Origin of the sequence: Termitidicoccus mucosus (genome assembly GCF_038725785.1) — a bacterium.
In the GTDB taxonomy this organism is placed as follows: domain Bacteria; phylum Verrucomicrobiota; class Verrucomicrobiia; order Opitutales; family Opitutaceae; genus Termitidicoccus; species Termitidicoccus mucosus.
Genome location: NZ_CP109796.1, coordinates 3,393,453 through 3,411,277 on the forward strand (window position 1 = coordinate 3,393,453; position 17,825 = coordinate 3,411,277).

Annotated in this window: 6 protein-coding genes; all 6 read right to left on the bottom strand. The window is 65.7% G+C overall.

Annotated features, from left to right (window positions below; genetic code table 11):
- Window positions 1-7 precede the first annotated feature (7 nt).
- Window positions 8-11,569, bottom strand: a complete 11,562-nt coding sequence (locus OH491_RS11960) for a TonB-dependent receptor domain-containing protein (RefSeq protein WP_068771204.1) — start codon at window positions 11,567-11,569, stop codon at window positions 8-10.
- Window positions 11,570-11,761: 192 nt separating this feature from the next.
- Window positions 11,762-12,895, bottom strand: a complete 1,134-nt coding sequence (locus OH491_RS11965) for a cellulase-like family protein (protein WP_068771622.1) — start codon at window positions 12,893-12,895, stop codon at window positions 11,762-11,764.
- Window positions 12,896-13,141: 246 nt separating this feature from the next.
- Entirely contained in the window at window positions 13,142-14,209 is a 1,068-nt protein-coding gene (locus tag OH491_RS11970; protein WP_068771202.1) for a uroporphyrinogen decarboxylase family protein, read from the bottom strand.
- Window positions 14,206-15,282: a glycoside hydrolase family 88 protein gene (locus OH491_RS11975; RefSeq protein WP_145928898.1), complete on the bottom strand. Its 1,077-nt coding sequence runs from the start codon at window positions 15,280-15,282 to the stop codon at window positions 14,206-14,208. The genes OH491_RS11970 and OH491_RS11975 overlap by 4 nt, the downstream gene beginning before the upstream one ends.
- A 304-nt stretch (window positions 15,283-15,586) precedes the next feature.
- On the bottom strand, window positions 15,587-16,603 hold the full coding sequence (locus OH491_RS11980; RefSeq protein ID WP_068771200.1) for a LacI family DNA-binding transcriptional regulator: 1,017 nt from the start codon (window positions 16,601-16,603) through the stop codon (window positions 15,587-15,589).
- A gap of 118 nt (window positions 16,604-16,721) precedes the next feature.
- The gene (locus tag OH491_RS11985; RefSeq protein ID WP_068771199.1) at window positions 16,722-17,816 is read right to left on the bottom strand and encodes a uroporphyrinogen decarboxylase family protein; all 1,095 of its coding nucleotides are present in this window, start codon (window positions 17,814-17,816) and stop codon (window positions 16,722-16,724) included.
- Window positions 17,817-17,825: the final 9 nt, after the last annotated feature.

A 17,825-nucleotide genomic window follows, 5' to 3' on the forward strand; every position in this document is an offset into this window, starting at 1 on the left:
GTTTTTATCAAAACACGGCCTTCATGCCGGCGGTCCAGACGGCTTCGTATTGGAGGCGGCGGTAGGCCTTCAGCAACTCGGGAGTGTCGGGGGCGTAGCGGAGATGCTCCTGGGTGTAGTTGTTGATGTCGCGGCCGTTGATGAAGAGGGAGAGGTTTTTGGTGAGCTTTACGGTGAGGTCGAGGTCGAGGCGGAAGGTGGGCTGGATATATTCATAGGTTCCGGGGGCGTAGCGACCGTTGGCCGTGCCGATCTCGACCGCGTAATAGGCCCGGCGCTGGGTGTCGTTCCATTTGCCGCTCACGGCGACAGTGAAATATTTGCGCTCAAGAGTGAGGCTGCCGCCTGCGCTCCAAGGGAAGAGATACATCTTCTGCGCGCCGAAGGAGGCGGCGAGTTCGTCGCCTCCGGTGATGGTGGAGCGGGAAATATTAAACCGCACGCGGAGGCCGCGCGCCCAGTTTGGGAGGAGCGGATCGAGGTTATAGCGTCCGCTCAGCTCCAGGCCGGAGGTGACGAGCGTGCCGGGGATGCGTTCGGGGCGGACGAGGTAGGCGTTGGGGAACTCGGTCAGGTCGAGGCCGTAAAATTCGATGATGTCGCGACTGTCATCCACGGAGAGGGTGCGGTCGGCATAGGCGTCGTTAATCCAGCGGCGGTAGCCGCGCAGGGTGAGGTCGCCGATTTTATCGGAATAGAGTTCGAGGGAGAGGGAGATATTTTGCGATTTCCACGGGTCGAGGTTGGGATTGGTCACCCGGATGGCCATGTCGCCCGAGGAGACGGCGACGAGATTGCTGACGACGCCGGGGACGATGTTATACACATCGGGGCGTCCGATGGTTTGCGAGTAGGACGCGCGGGCGACAAGGTTGGCGGTGAGGTTGTAGCGGGCGTTCACGCTGGGGAAGAGGTCGGTGTAGCTTTTTTCAGCGCGCCTGCCGCGGGGAGTATAGATGAGCTTGGCGGCGGCGAGGGAGTTGCGGGGGTAAATGTAGTCCATCAGGCCGGTGTCAGGGCGGAGGGCACGGTTGGCGGAAGGGTCAACGCCCGCGCCCTCCGCTTCGTCGTCGGTGCGTTCGGCGCGCAGGCCCCAGACGACGAGCAGGCGGTGATCGAGGAAACTGCTGTCCACGCGCAGGTAGGCGGAGGTGATGGTCTCGCGGAAATATTTGTTGTTGATGACGGCCGTCACGTAGTCGTTGCCGGGGTTGATGGATTTGAACATGCCCGGATTGGCTTTGTAGAAGAGGGCCATTTTGTGCAGGTCCATGCTGGGGAGCACGCCGTAGCCGAGGGGAAGGACCCGGTTGTAGCCGTCGCTGACGAAACCGGTGTAGGGCACGTCGATGCCGTCGTAATAAAAGCCGCCGCCGGTGCCGAAGGCTTCGTCGTAGCGCTGGTCGCGTTTCCAGTCGTTGTAATCGAAACCGAGCTTGGCGATGTGGTAGGTGTGGCCAATGTCAAAGTTGCGCGAGAGGCTGCCGGCGAGCTGGACTTTGCGATCGCCGGTCCAGTCGGGTTTGATGCGGAAGCGGGGCAGCGAGGTGTAGCCGACGGTGTCGCGAGTGGTGTTGATGGTGACGGTTTCGGCGCGCACGCCTCCGCCGCCCTCGGCGGAATAGAGGGAGGCAAGGTCAAAGGGGGAGACAGGCACGCCGTTGTGGGCGGCGGTGATGGAGCCGATGTCCCATTTCTGGATGTCCGCGAAGGTGATGTTGACGGTGTCCACGACCGACCAGCCGCCGAAAAGGAGGTCGCGGGAGAGGTCAACGGAGGTGCGTCCGGCCTCGCCTTGACTGGCAAGCAACTCGGCGGCCCAGTCGTGGGTGCGCCAGCGGTATTTCAGGCTGAACTGGCGGTTTTTGTCTATGAAGTCGTTGTAGGTGGTGGCGTTGACGACCTGCGTGCCGTCGTCGTGCAGGCTGGCGGGGGTGTTGGTGACGCGGTCGGTGGCGGCGCCGGTCCATTCGTCGCCGGTGGTGGAGGCGCCCCAGTTGATGCGCGCGCGACCCATGTCCCAAGAGGCGCGGCGCTGGCCGTTTTGCTGTTCGTTGTAGCTTTGGGTCCAGCCGAGGGAAAGGGTGCTGTTGCGCGTGAGCTTGTAGTCGACGGTCAGGTTGACGCTGTCGCGGGTGTAGGTGCTGTTGTTGTCGTAGAGGTCGAAGGCGTGGAGATAATATTTATAAACCCGTCCGGTGGCGGGATCGTCGTTGAGGTAGCCCCATTCGGACTGGTTTTCGGAGAGGGCGTTGTAGTTGGCGGTGACGCTGCGGGTCACGGCGGAGTAGCTTTTCGGGGAGACGCTGTGGGTGAGGTTGAGGGAGAAGCCGAGGCGCTTGCTGAGGGGGACGATGGCGCTGAAGGCGGCGCCGGCGTGGACGGGGGTTTGCGTGCCGTTGAGCGGGGCGCTGCGCTGGGAGAGGGTGACGCTTTTGGCGTTGGCCGAGCCGAAGAGCTGGACGGTATATTGCGGGCGGGCGCGCTCGAAGGCGCTTTTGGGGACGAGGTTGACAGAGCCGGCAAGGGCGCTGCCGGGGCTGTCAGGCGTGGGAGAGCGATTGACCTCGACGCGGGAAATGTTGTTGGCGGATAGCTGCATGAGGTTTACGGAGCGCTGGTTGGCGTTGCCGTATTCGTTTTGCGTGAGGTAGGACGAACTGATGGCGTCGAGACCGCCGACGGTGACGGGCACGTTGGCGCTGGGGGCGCCGGAAAGGGTGATGGCGTTGCCGAAGCCGGAGTCGTCATTTTCCAGTTCGACGCCAGGGAGAAACTTGAGGGCGCCGGTGATGCTGCCGTCGCCGGTGAAACCCATTTCCTCAATGGAGACAACGTTGCGGATGTTTTCGGCGAAACGCTGGCTGTTGAGGGCGATGGCGGCGCCGGTGAGGTCGCGCTTGGATTCGACGACGAAGGCGTCGAGCATGACCACCTTCCCGTCGCCGTCGGGTGCGGCGGGCCCGGAAGCGAGGGCGGTCATGCTGAGGTTGAGCGTGGGCGCGTCCACGGCTTGGCCGGGGACGACGTCAACAGTGGTGGTGACGGGCGGCATGCCGGTGAATGCCGCCTCGACGGTGACAGTGCCGGCGGGCACGCCGGCGAGCCAATAGCGGCCTTCGGGGTCGGTGAGGGCCTCGATGCGGAGGCTGCCGTCGGCGACGGAGAGGACACGGACGCGGGCTTGGTAAATGTAGTCACCCGTGTCGGCATTGAGCACCCGGCCTTGCACGGAACCGGTGGCGGGTTGTTGGGAAAGGGCTGAAGGGCTGAACGGCTGAAGGGCTGAAAGAAGAAACGCGAGGGCGAGGGAAAGGAGCGCGGACATTCTTGTCCGCGTTGGCTCTCGTCGCGGGCTGGAAAGCCCGCGCTCCTTTGAAATCGAGACGCGCCGGCGGAGAAGCGCGAGGAGGGCGAGGGCGGGGAAATACCAGAAACAGGGCGCGCCGCCGCCGGACGTGTTTTCGCCGCCGGGGTGACCGTGGTTCTCCACCGGGGGAAGAGGCTGGCTCCAAGTGCCGGTGACGGTGAGGGTGGTCACGGTGGCACCGGCAGGGTCAAAGACGCGGATGGCGGCATTGCCGGTGTCGGCGATGTAGAGGAAGCCATCGGGGCCGAGGGCGAGGCCGCGCGGGTTGTTGAAACGGGCGAGCGTGCCGGTGGCGTCGGCGGTGCCGGTGGTTTGCGCGGCGCCGGCGAGCGTGCGCACTTCGCCGGTGGCGGTGTCAACGCCGCGGAGGGTGGAGTTGCTGGAATCGGCGACGTAGAGGGTGCCCCCATCGAGCGCGAGGCCGGCGGGACTGCCGAAGCGGGCATCCGTGCCGGTGCCGTCCGCCATGCCGGACGTGCCGATTTGTCCGGCGAGAGTGCTGACCACGCGGTCGGGCGCGGGGGAGATGACGCGGATGGCGCGGTTGTTGAAATCGGCCACGTAGATGCTGCCGTCGGGACCGACGGCGACGGCGTTCGGAGCGTTGAAGGTCGCGAATTCGGCGGGGCCGTCGTCGGTGCCGCTGATGGCGGTGGTGGTGACGACGGTGCCGGTGACATGGACGGTGGTGCCGCTGGGGCCGGCGATGGTGGCGGTGACCAGGGTGGTGGCGGTGTCAATGAGGCCGGCGATGGTGGTGACGGCGCCGGCGGGGGAGATGTGGCGGATGGCGTGATTGCCGCTGTCGGCGATATAGAAGCCGCCGGCGGGATCGGGGGCGAGGCCGGCGGGAGCGCGGAAGAGGGCGTCCGCGCCGGTGGCGTCGCGCCAGCCGGCGCTGCCGCTGACGCCGGTGATGAGGGCGAAGCCGGCGAGGGTGCTGGCAGTGCCGTCGGGGGAAACACGGCGGATGAGGTGATTGCCGGAGTCGGCCACGTAGAGGAGCCCGTCGGCGCCGGCAACGAGTCCGCGAGGGGTGTTGAAGCGGGCGGTGGAGCCGGAGCCGTTGGTGCTGCCGGTGCCGCCGGTCACGCCGGCGAGGACAAGGAGGTCGTTTTGCGAGGTGATTTGGCGGATGACGTGTTGGCCGCTGTCGGCGACGTAGAGGTTGCCGGCGGCATCGAATGCGAGGGCGGCGGGCGCGCTGCCGAGGCGCGTCTGGGCGACCTTGAGGGTGACGGCGGCGCTGGTGGCAGAGTGGCCGGTGGCGTTGGATGCGATGTAGCGGAACTGCCAGCTGCTCATGGCGCCGGAGACTGTCTTCAAGGTGAGCGTGGCGGTGTCGGGCGAGAGCGCGTAGGCGGCGGAGTCGAGCGCAGAGATGGACTGCCAAGTCGCGCCATTGTCGTTGGAAAACTCCCATGCGTAGGCGGGCGCGGGCGTGCCGGCGGCGGCGGCCGTGAGGATGGCGTCGGCGCCCTCGGCCACGTCGCCGGGCAATACGGGCGCGACGGGATTTTCCGGCGGGAGGCCGACTGAATACATGCTGCCGCTGGTGGCGGTGCCGGTGGTGGCGTGGACGTAGAGGTAGCCGGGATCGGGGATGCCGGCGGGCACGGCGGAGACGGTGATGGATGTGCCGGAGTCCACGCTGTAATGGCCGGCGGCGGAAACGTTGCCGAAGACGACATCGGTGACGAAGGAGGTGCCGCCGGCGGCGAAGTTGTAGCCGGTGATGGCGACAGGCGCGCCAATCATCACGGCGGCGGGCGAAAAGGTGTTTATGACGGGCGGGAGCGGCGGCGGGTTTTCGCCGATGTCGAGCTGGCCGGTGGCGTCGGCGAAAAGGGCGTTGTGTTTGCCGGGTTGCATCAGCGAAGGCGCGGCGGGCACGTCGGCGGGCTGGTCGCCGGCAGTTCCCGGCACGCCGGGGCGGAGGACGGAGAGGATCGTGACCACGTCGCCGGCGGCGCGCGCACCGGTGACGGTGGCGGCGAAGTGCTCCTTTTGCGGATGGCGCGGGTAGTTGCCGGGCGGATACATCGGCGACTCGTAGGTTGACCGGACGAGGGAGACGGACACGGGCGAGACGCCCGTGCCACTCGAACCGGCGGCGGCGAAGTCATAGCGCAACGGCGCGGGCGGCTCGGCGGCTTTGTCGCGAGGATCGTCGCTGTAATATTGCTGGACGTCGTCGCGGACAACGACGGTGCCGCCCGAGGCGCTCACGAGGTTTTGCGCGTGCCAGACAGGACCGACGGTGTAGTCGCCGGCCTCGGTGAACTCGAAAGTGTCGAGCACGAGGAGCGCGCCGTCGGCCTTGCGGAGGCGGAGGTCGCGGCTGTGCGCGATCTGTCGCCCGGCGCTGTCGAGCATGACGCGGGTAAGGCCGCCTTTGGGCGCGGTGTCGTCCCCGGCGGCATAGGCGTCGAGCGTGAAGGAACCGGCGGTGGTGCGGAGGGTGGCGGTGGCGGGGCGTCCGTCGGCGGCTCCGGCGGGGAGGAAGGAGGCGCCGTTGAAGCCGAATTGCGGCGCGTAGTCGGGATGCGAGCTTTGCCACTCGACGAGCAGGTATTGGTAGGGCGAGAGGTCGAGAGGCGCGGACAGACCGGAGACGGTGATGAAGGCGACCTCGCCGGGAGTGAAGCCGGCGTCGGCGAAGTTCGCAGTGAGGCCGAGGTCCACGGTTTCGCCGTCGGGTTTCACGCCCTTGATGGAGAGCACTTGCAGGTTGAACGAGACCGATGTCGCGCCAGTGTTTTCGGCACGGAAGAACAGGCCGCTGACCTTGGCCGGGTCGAGCACGGGGCCGCCGGTGTAGGTGCCGGGGTGGCGAAAGTTCACCAGCCAGCGGGTCGGCACGCCGGGTGCGTGGCGGCCGGTCGGCGCGAGAAAATCCTCGCCGGGGCGCGTCGCCCAGACGCCCTGCATTTCGTTGGCGAAGGTGTCGAGGCGCGCCTGCGAGTGCAGGAGCACGGAGGAGCCGGAGGTATGGAGCAGGAGCGCGCCACCGTCCTCGTGGCCGTGATAGCCGCCGTCGTGGAGGTCAACGGCGGCGTAGGCATCGGCGGCGGTCGTGCCGGTGCGCAGGTAAAGTTTGTCGAAGAAAACGTCGCCGAAGTCGCCGGTGCGGGTGGTGACGACCGCGCCGGGGCGGTCGGCGGGGACGAGAGCAGCAGGCGTGGCGTCCACGGCGCGGCAGGCATCCACCAACGCGCTGGTTTCGTCGATTTCCATGCCGGGGTTGCGGGCGATGAAGGCGGCGACGGCGGTGGCGTTTTCCAGGAAGTCGGAGCGCTGGTAGAGGTGGCCGAGGCGTTCGAAGGCGGAGAGCCAGAAGGTGAGACCGTGGTTCCAGTAGCAGTTGCCGTAGTCGGGCATGACGCCGTTGGGCGCGACGAGGTGGGCGAAGCGGGCGAAGAACGCCTCGGTCTCGGGCGTGAGGAGGTCGCCGAGCCGGTCCATCGCGACGGCCTGGCGGAGCGTGGTGGAGGCCCAGAGACCGTTGTAGCCGCGGGCGTCCTCAAAGGTGTCGATGACGTTGGCGGCGGCGCCGGGGGCTTTCCACGCGGGGGCGGCGTGCCGCCAGTCGTTCCAGATGGCATTGGCGAACTGGAGCCAGTCGGCGCGGTGCGCGTGGGCGGCGAGCGAGGGGATGGCGGCGACGGCGGCGAGGCCCGAGCCGCGCGAGGAGGCGCGGTTGAAGCTGCCGTATTCGAGGCCGCCGGTCATCACGGCGTCGGCGCAGAGGGCGAGCTTTTGCTCGATGTCGGCCAGCTCCGGCGCGGTGAACTCGCCGAGGCCGGCGAGCAGTTGGTAAAGCTCGACCACGGTGTCGAGGCCGAAGGACAACTCGTCGGCCTGACGGTCGGCGATGGTGGTGGTGGCGTCGTAGGCGGCGGTGTTTTGCGCGGCGTTAAGGGTGGCGAGCAGGCATTTTTTGGCGAGGTCGAGGTAGCTGTCGCGCGTCTGCTTCTTGCCGCCGGTCACATCCGCCGGCACGAGCGAGGCGCGGTAGGCCTGCAGGAGGGCGTAGCCGATGGTGAAGCGGGAGACGAGCTTGCTGCCGGCCACGGTGCCGTCGCCGTAGCCGGCGAGGATGCGCGCGGGCATGATGCTGCCCTGCGCGGCGATGGCGCGGTCAATGAGCGCGAGGTAGGCGCGGTGCGCGGCGGCGCGGCGGGCGTCGCCGGCGTCGGACGCCTCCCACGCGGGCGGATAAGGGAGGATGTTGGAGTCGGGCTCGGCGTCCTTGCCCTCGTAATAGACGGCGCGCACCTGCCCGGCGGTGAGGGTGGAGTCGTAGATGCGGATGTCGTCGAGAAAGCCGGGGAAACCGCCGTTACGGTTGGAGTGGCCGATGCGGATGTCGCCGGCGGCGGTCGGCTCGGCAAATTCGGTGGCGGCGCTGGCGGTTTCACCCATCGCGTAGGGCTCGCGATCCTCGGTGGCGCCGTAGAATTTTGCGCCGATTTTTTCCTCCCAAGTGACGGCGAAAAACTTCCATGTGCCGGCAGTGGCATCCACGCCGTCGTCGTTGCCGAGGGTGGTGAAATCCACGCCGCCGATGCGAGCCTGAAGGCGGCGGGCGTTGCGGTGGTAGATATGGAAGTTCATGCCCATGTGGCGGAGGAGATAGGCGTTGTTGAGACTGGCAACATCGACGTCGGCGTTTGGTCTATACCAGCCGGTGATGGTCATTTTTTTGAACTTGGGCAGGCCGGTTTGCACCTGACTGGTGGCGTAGGCGGCGGGCGGCTCGACCGGCGTGATGGCGGCGCCGGGCGAGGCGGGGGCATTTACTTGGTTGGTCGAGAGGTCGAGCGAGCGACCCTTGCCGGCGACGCCGCTGGCGTCCGCGCCGATTTCCGCGCCAACGGTGCCGCTGAACGTGGTGAGGTTGTAGCCGGTGAGCGTGCCGCTGTTGGCAGCGGCGACGGCGCCGTCCGCCTCCTCGAAGGTGTAACGAATCATCGGCGCGGGCGGCGGCGTGTAGATGACGTAGGGAGCCGGCGCGGCGAAGGTGCCGGTGGCGGTGACGACTTTCACCGCGCCGGTGTCCGGAATGCCGCCGGGCACCGCGCGCACGGTGATTTGCGTGTCCGAGTCCACCGTGAAATTGCCCTCGCCGACGATTTTCGTGTCGAAGAGCACGTCGGTGATCACGCTCGCGGTGCCGGACATGAAGTTGCCGCCGGTGAGGACGACGCCGTCGCCGATGACGATTTCCCCCGGCGCGAAGCCGCTGATGAAGGGCGAGGCAAGCGTGTAGGTGCCGGTGCTGAAGGTGGTGCCGCCGGCGGAGACGAGGCCGATGGCCGCGCTGCCGGGGATGCCGTCGGGGATCGGAGCCACGATGAGTTGCGTGCCGGACACCACGGTGAAATTCGCCATGCCGGTGGAGACGTCGCCGAAAAGCACGTCGGTGACGAGCGTTCTGCCGTCCACGATAAAGTTGCTGCCGGTGACGGTGAGCGTGCCGCCGATGGCGATGCTTTCCGGCGTGAAGCTGGCGATGGCCGGCAAAATCAACTGATACGCGCCGGGCGCGAGCGCCACGCCGGCGGGACCGGTGACGCCGATGGTGCCGGTGACGGGGATGCCGGCGGGCACGGCGGTGACGGTAATTTGCGTGCCGGAGTCCACCGTCCAGTTGCCGGCGCCGGCGGAGACGGTGGCGAAGAGCACGTCGTTCACGAGCGAGCTGCCGCTGACGGTGTCGATGAAGTTGCTGCCGGTGAGGGTGACGGTGCCGCCGGTGAGAATGTTTTCCGGGGTGAAACCGGTGACGGCGAGCGGGGGAATGGGCGGGGTGTCGGGCTTCAGTTCATCATAAACGGCCTGCACCTGCGAGGCCGTGAGCGCGGTGTCGTAAACGCGGAGGTCGTCGAGAAACGCCTTGAGCGAGCCGGTGCTGCCGGTGCCGGCGCGACCCATGTTGAGCTGCTGCGCGGCGGCGGACATGGTTTGCGCGGCGACAGCGGCGGCGGCGGACGCGAGCGCGGGCGCGGCGGTTTCGTCGCCGACATACCATTGCGCGGCGGTGGCGGTTTCGTCCCAGACGACGGTGACGAATTTCCATTTGCCGGCGTCGGCGGCGGTGAGGAGGTTGTTGGAGGATCCAAAGTCGCGGTTGGCGGTGCCGTTGCCGACGGTGAGGACGAGGCGTCCGTTTGAGTTTGTAGTGACGCGCCAGCCATCGTTGCCGGAGTTGTTGCGGAGAACAAAAATGCCGGAACTGGTCCAGAGTTCTGGAACTTTCAGCCAGAACGAGACGGAGAGCGCGGTGAGGCCGGTGAGCGAGGCGTGCGAGGCGGTGGTGCCGTAGGCGGCGGCGGTGCCGTTCATGGGGTTTTGAGTGAGGTCGAGCGCGCGACCTTGGCCGAACGCGCCGCCACCGGCTGCGGTGACGCGCGTGGCCGCGCCGATGCTGCTTGCGCCGATGTTGTAGTCGACGCCGAGCGTGCCGGAGTTGGTGATGGCGGTGGGGGCGGTGTTGGCGTCGCCGACAGGTGCGTCGTCGTCGAACGTGTAGCGCACCAGCGGTTCGGGCGGCGGCGGGGGTTTCGCCTCGTCATAGACGGCGGCGATTTGCGCGGCGTCGAGCGCGCGGTCGTAGATGCGGATGTCGGCGAGCGCGCCCTTGAAGGCATTGCCGGAGCCGCCGCAGCCGAGCTTGAGGTCGTAGGCGGCGGGTTGCGCCATCGCGCCGGTGCCGGCGGAGTGCCTCGGCGCGGCGTCGGCGCGCGGGGCGTTTTGCTCGTCGCCGACATACCATTGCGCGCCGCCGGTGCCGGTGGCGCCGGCTTTCCATGAGACAGCGATGAACTGCCACGTGCCGGTGCCGGTGGCGAGGAGCGTGCCGGAGGAGTTGAGGTTGCCGTTTGAAGTGTTGCCGTCGAAGACGGTGAGGCGGAGCTGTCGGTCGTTGAGGGCGGTGATTTGCCAGCCGGTTTTGCTGTCAACGGCGTTGCGGAAAAGGGTGACGTTGTTCGCGAGGTCGGCGGCGGGGTTGAGCCAGCCGGTGACGGTCATTTCGGAAAAGTTGCCGGCGGCGGTTTGCGAGACGGCGAGCTTTGTTTGCACGCCGGTGCCGGCCATCGTGCCAAGCGAGAGATCGAGGGCGCGACCGTTGGCGAACGGGCCGGAGCCGTCGGCGCCGGCGACGGGGTAAATGGTGGCGGCGTTCGCGCCGGAGGCGGAGTCGGTGCGCAGGTTGAAGTCGGAGGCGGAAGTTGTCAGCCCAACGCCGGTGCCGGTGTTGGCGACACGGGAGTTGTTCGGAATTGAGCCGGTGGTGAGCGCGGAAAAATCCCAGCGGATGAACGGCTCCGGCGGCGGCTCGGCGGGTTTTATCGAGGCGTGAATCTCTGCGATTTGCGCGGCGTCGAGTGCGGTGTCGTAGATGCGGATGTCGGCGAGCTTGCCCTTGAGCGCGCCGCCGGAGGCCTGGTTGCTTTGCGCGCCGAGTTGGAGAGGGGCCTTGGTGCCGGCGGCGGCATCGTAGGCGAAGGCATTGGTGTTGGCGGCGCCGGCGGCGACGGGCGCGCCGGAGGCGGTGTCGTCGCCCGCATACCATTGCGCGCCGCCGGTGGCGGTCCATGTGACGGCGAAGAATTGCCAGGTGCCGGTGCCGGTGGAAAACGTGGCGGCGGGCGCGTCGTAATTGCGCGCGGCGGTGGCGACCATGCCGAGGCGGAGGGCGCCGGTGTTGCCGGGGAAAATGATCTGCCAGCCGTGCTTGGGGGAGTTCACGTAGCAGCGGGCGATGGTGACGTTTTGGTTGGCGGAGGGCAGCGCGTCGTCGAGCAAAAACCAGCCGGTGACGGTCATGGCATCGCGGGGGACGTGGGCTTCCTGGTAGGTGGCGGCGGCATTGTTGCCGATGTAGGCTTGCTGGGCGTAGCCGTTGCCCATCGCGGTGGCGCCGGAGAGGTCGAGAAACGGCGCCGCGCCGAACGGCCCGCCGACGGCGGCGCCGAACGTGGGTGCGGGGAGGTTTACGGAGTCGCGGGTGTTGATGGCGAGCGTCTGGTCGAAGACGACGCCGCCGGTGCCGGAGTTCGCCGCGACGGTGCCGGTGCCGACGAATGTGTAGTGGACGACCGGCTCCGGCAGCGCGGTCTGCGCGGTGGAGAGGAGCGGCGATAGCAGCGATGGAAGAATGAACAGGAGGCGTGGCCACAATGTTTTTTTCATGATAATGGCGCAGATTTATTTTTGGGATTTACCAGTGAGAGGGGAGAACAACGGGGCGGACAGGTTGTTGAAGATGGCGCCAATCAAACAGGCATGCCGGGAAAGTCAGGGGATTCGTTTTGCAATCGTTGCAATCACGGAGAGATCCCGTCCCGTTCAAGCATCCCTGCCAGACCGCGCCACCCCGTGTCCCTAGCCAGCCGCGGTCATAACGCGCATCCGGCCCGTCAACCGGCGATGCCACTCCGTGTCGCGCCACATGCCTCGGAACTGCGGGCCGCAAAAATTCGAGGTGCACATCGCGCGCCAGCGCCCGGTCGCCAATGCGGCGTCCACGCCGAACTCGCAGCCTTCCTTCACCCAGCCCCAGTCCAGCAGCGGCCAGTCCTTGTAATCCACCACGCTCCAGCCCTCGGTGGTCGCCAGCGGCCGGTCCGCGGCGCGCGAGGCGTCGGCGGTTTTTGTTATAATATTCTTTAACAAGCCCAGCCAGTGCCCCGGATCGGATCTATACAGCGCCTCGCCGTGACGCGCGAGATTATCATAACCCTTCGGGTCAAACAATTCGTAGGCGTAGCCGGCGCGCTTATAAAAATCGCTGGTATTGGCGCTCGCCATCCAAAGATGCGCTTCGATGAAATCAAACGCCGATACATCCACCTCGCCATAGCGCCACGGACGCGTGTTGGTCGAGACCGTCAGCGGCAGGGAGGGAAAGCGCTCGCGCACGAGTGCCAGCGCGGTGTTCAGCCAGGCGAGCGACGGCGGCGAATCCCATTCGTCCGGCGCATATTGGGGCGGGTTATGGAAAATCGGCGCCCATTCGGAATGCGTCCACTCGTTGCACAAATCGACATACAGCAGCGCTTGCAGCAGGCCCTCCCCGGCCAGCCGCTCCAGCACGCCGAGCCACGCATCCGCATGGCGGAGCGGCGTGGTGACATGGGTGCGGATATTATCAACATCGCGGCGGAACCAGGTGGACAGGCCGACGCGGATGTTGCGCGCGGCGCAGGCTTGTATAAATTTCACCAGCGCCGGACCGGGACGCACCCGGCAGCGCGAGGGCGCGCCCCAGTCCTGGGTGTTCCAGCACGGCAGCAGCTCCCATTCGCGGTCGAAATTCGCCGCGAGCAGATGGGGATAGGCGTCGATGCGCACGGCCTCGTAACCGCGCTCCGCCAGTTCGTCCAGCGCGCGGTCCCAATCCTCGTAACCCGCGCCCGGCCAGCGCCGCTCCAGCCACGAGAAATCCCACATGGCGATGGGAATGACATGACCGGCGGCAAACAAGGGAGCGCCTGCATTCTCGGTGGAAGTTTGCATGGGGAGTTTCATAGAACAGATTGGCGCTTGTTGAACAGAAGGAAACAAAGAGGAACAAAGGACATTTTTATATTATGGTCCCCTTTGTTTTCTTCCGTTCAGAATAATGGCTGGTCTTTAATGATCACGAAGATGCACTCTACAAGTGCGGAACCGATCGGCCTGACAAAGGCGCAGGATTGAATTCCTTTTCCTTGTGCTTCTTTGCGGCTATTTTATCGGTTTTTTTATTGCGCCATTTATGAATCAGCATTGGTGCAATTTTTCCAACTCCTCGCCGGAGCCGTGCTTCCTGGCGGCGGCAACGAAGGCGCTGACGTTTTCCGGCGGGGTGTTCCGTCCCATCGCGCAGCCGGAACTGATGATCAGTCCCCGGCCTTTCGTGGCGAGGACGAGTTGTTTGACGGCCTCGTCGATTTGTTCCGGTTTGCCGAACACCAGCGGGTGGCTTGGATTGATATTGCCCATCAGCACGGTTGACGCGGGCAGCGTTTCCCGTGCCTTTTTCATGTCCACCTGCCAGTCCACTTCGAGGATTTTGGCGCCGGTGGCGCCCATGTCGGGGATGATGGCGCCGGCGTTGCCGCAGATGTGCAGCGAAAGCGGCAGGCCGTGCGCTTGTATTTCCGCCGCGGCGCGGCGCTCGTTTTCAAAGGCGAACTCGCGATACATGCCGGGCGAGATCAGGCTGGGGCCGGCCAGTCCTTCGCCGATCGAGGTGACGTGCGCGCCCGCCTCCTTTTGCGCCTTGGCGAAGGCGACGCAGCATTTGCGCCCGAAGTCCAGCACGTCGGCGATCAGCGCCTTGTCCGCGGTCATGAGGTCCATCATGAACTGCGTCATGCCGCGCAACAGGCACGCGATGCTGAACGGCCCCTGGTCGGCCCGGCCCATGATGAGGACGTGGCCGCCGATTGCATCCGACAGGGTCTTGGTCGCCTCAAGCCATTCGGGCAGCCGGCCCGCCGTCCAGGGATCGGGGACCTCAAGATCATGCACGTCGCGCAAATCCTTCAGCACGGGCCGCTCCTCGTCCACGATGGCGGGCTCGGTGTCGCGATAGATCACCCTGGCGCCGATGGCCTCGGCGATCGCCGCGTCGTCGAAATCAATCACGCAGCCGTCGTAGCCGTGCTTTTCCTGCGAGATGCGGTGTGCCGCGGCCATTTTCCTGCCATTGCGCGACACATCGGACATCTTAAAGCCGGCCGTCTCGACGGCATACATGAAGCTCTGCGGCACGACGGGCAGCGTGTCAGGCATCCTGCCATCCAGCACGGCCAGGCAGCGTTCGAGCGATGTCATGGGTCTCATGGCGCGGGGGAAACGGCGGTCGGGGAGAAAACGAGCGCGCGGGCGAGCGCGAGCAGGGCCAGCCCTTGCGCAAACGGGGTCGTCGCATACGGGATGGCGTTGTAGGAGGCGGCGTCCGGCTTGACGGGCGTGCCGGCGGAGGCGTGCGTGAGTTCGCCGTTTTCGTTGATCCAGCCAAACACCCGTTCGAGCGCGCGTCCGGCCGCGGCGCGCAGGCCGGCGTCGGCGGCGAGGCCGAGTTCGGTCGCGCGCAAAAACGCGCAGGCAAACGCCGCCGTGCAGGACGCCTCCAGATACGTGCCGGGCTCGTCCATGACGGTGCGCCATGCGCCGGAGGCGTCCTGCGTGGCGAGGGCGCCGGCGAACTGGCGGCGCAGATTCGCGAGGATCGTGGCGCGCGCCGGATGGCTGTCGCCGAGCAGCGCGAGCACCTCGGTGACGGCGATGGCATGCCAGCCGTTGCCCCGTCCCCAGAGCGTGCCGATGGGGGTTTTCCCCGTGTCGTCGTAACCGTGGAAAAGCAGGCCGGTGCGCGGGTCGCCAAGGTAACGGTAGTGGCTGACAAACTGGCGCGCCGCCTGGTCGAGCAGCGCGCCGTCGCCGGTCATGCGGCCCCATTTCGCGAGGAAAAGCGCGCCCATGAAAAGCGTGTCGGCCCAGACCTGGCGGGGATAAATGGCGTCGTGCTCGAAGGTGCCGTCGGGCAGCCGCGGCGCCTGCGTCATGCACCATGCGGCATAGTCGCGGCACAGCCTTTCGTATTCAGCTTTTGGATGCAGCTCATGCAGGCAGGCGATGGTGAGGAGCGGCGCGGTGGTGTTGATGCTTTTGGGCGGGATGCCCTCGGCGAGCCGGGCTGCGAGCCACTCCTCGATGAAGCGGCGATGGCGCGCGTCGTCCAGCGCCAGGCCGGCCTGCCAGAGCCCGTGGAGCGCGACGCCTTGATGCCATTCCCAGTTGGAAAAATCGATGTTGAAGTCGGCATGGATGGCGCTGTGCCTGCCGGAGGCGGGCGTCATGGTGCGTTCGCTTAGCCTGGCAAGAAGCGCGCGGGTGTTTGTCCGGGTGTGCATGGGTTGGGAAGGGGCGGAGGAAAACGCGAGGGCCGGGCCATTTGAGGCAAGGTTTCCGGCAAGGTCACGGCGGACGAAATGCAACCGTTACAAGCATGGACGGGTGCAACCCAAAGTTGTGTCAGCACCCTCTTTCTTCTTTCCTCTTTATCTTTCTCTTTCGTCAGGAACGAGTGGGGAGAAAGAGGAAAGAGAAAGAAGAAAGAGGAAAGATTCCGGCGGTGACACAACTTTGAGTTGCACCCAGCACGCACCGCCGGCCCCTCCCCTTCCCGTCGGAACGCGCAAGGAGACGGCGACGATTTTACGTGGCCGGGCGGATCGTCGGGCCGTCCATCCAGCGGCCTTCGATATGGATGGTTTTCGGATGCGCGGGCGCGCCGCGTTCGAACTGGTGGATTTGCGTGACGACGGATTCAACGGCGATGGCGCCCTGCAATGCGGCCTCGAGGTCGAGCCCCGCGCAGGGGATGGGGGACTCGTTCAGGTTCAGATTGAAAAAACCGATGTCCTCCGGCACGCGCAGCCCCTCGTCCCGCAGCCAGCCGATGATTTCTGTTTTGTGGCCGACAAGGATGTCGGGTTGGTATTCGCGAAACCACGACAGAAAGGCCGGGCGCTGGAGGACTTTCTGCTCCAGCTCCGGGATGTGCTTGAGCGCGGGCATGATCCGCTGAAAAGCCGCGAAGGCGCCGGACCATTTGTAGGCCAGAATGATGTCCTTGTGGGTTTCGATGAAAAAACCGAAGCGCTTGTAGCCGCGCCCGGCCAAGCGGGTGAGCGCCATGTGGATCGTGCGGTGGTGATCGATGCCCGAGGCGTGCAGCACGGGGCTGGTGATCGCATGGTCGATCTGGGTGCTGGCAAAATGCGACCAGTCGAACCGGGAAAAATCCGCGCGGGTTCGCGCATTGAGAAAAATCAAGCCGGTGATGCCGCGGCTGCGAAGCACGCGGTTGAGCGCGGCATGGCGGATGTCCTTGGGAATGTGGCTGAGGACGTCGAGCTTGAAGCCGAGTTCGGCGGCGCGGAGCCTGGCGCCTGCGACCAGCCCGGCATGAAACGGGAGCAGCGCCTGCTTTCCCGGCAGGGTGATGCAGATGAGCGCGAGATTGCCGAGGTAGCTTTGCTGGGCCGACCGGCGCAGGCTCGACATGATCGCGCCGACGAGCGGCGGGCGCTTGTAGCCGAGCTCATCGGCGATGCGCCGGACCTTGATGCGCGTGGGCTCGCGCACCAGCGGCGAGTCGCTCAAGGCCCGCGAAACGGTGGCGACCGACAGGCCTGCGCGGCGGGCGATGGTTTTCAGGGATTGGGGCATGGCGGCGATAATGACCGGACGAAAACAACTGTTGGGCAAGCCGCCGCGATCAGGCAAACCGCGTCCTCATCCGGTCACGCGGCACAGGCCCCGTGACGCCGGGCGGGCCCGAACTGTACTAAAGCGCGCCGGCATCCTGTTGCGGCTGGAACACTGGCAGCTCCCTGCGCACGAGTGCCACGGTCTCGCGCGCTTTCTCCATTGATGGCGCGGCATGCCAGATGATGGTCCTGTTTCGCCTCAATAGATCGAGATTATCCTCGATTTCCTTGTGCGAGAGTTCCACGACGACGATTTTATCGCGCAGCACCTCCTCGTATTCGCGATAAACATCAATCGCCCGGTCGCTGTTCGGGTCGCTGGAGATTTGCAGCCACTTGATCTGCGGGACCGAGGCGAATTGCGGGATGTTTTTCTTTCCGAGCGAATGCGTGTGCAACATGACATTCTCATAGGCCGCGCAGACTTTCCGCATATACGGCAGGCCGAATTCCTCATAGTTCGCCACGGACATCATGCACGAGGCGTCATCCGAAAGATGCCCTGCGCAGGGCCGGGGCAGCCATATGTCGAAACCGGTGACCACTCCGCCTTCGAGGACCGTCGCCTCCTGGAGCTGGCGGTCCATGGTAAAACGCGCCGCCGCCGCGCAGAAATCCATCAACTGGTGCAGCTCATCGGGATGGTCGTAGATATCCGTGAACAGATCATTGCCCCGCACGATGTTTGCAATATCCAGCGGGCCGTCGGCCCCGCGCAGTTTGGCGGCAAACAGCTCTCCCCACTTCTCGCGGCAATGCCTTATCCCGTCCACGACCATGCGCAGCCACGGGTGATTTTCATCCAGCTTGAGATTATCAAAATCCTTCCAGTCCGGCAAAATCTGATGATTGAAACTGGTTCCGCCGGTGAACTCTACTTCGCCGCCGAGAAAGGCGGTGTGCTCGGCGATGCCATACCAAGGCGCGATTGCCGGGATCAGATCGTCATCCAAGCCCTGCCTGCGCTCCCAGAAACGCGTCACGGCCGCCACCCGGTCGTCAATATAAGGAATCATCTCTCCGGGCAGCCTCCACTTTTCCAACGGCTTGGACGATTGCAGGGAAATGCCCTCGCCGCCCAGCACCTGCACGAGGGCGGCACCGCGCCGCGGCGTCGCATAAAACGCCTTCGTGCGTGCGATGACGGCTTTGTAATCGGGCCGGAATTGCATGGGAAAAGA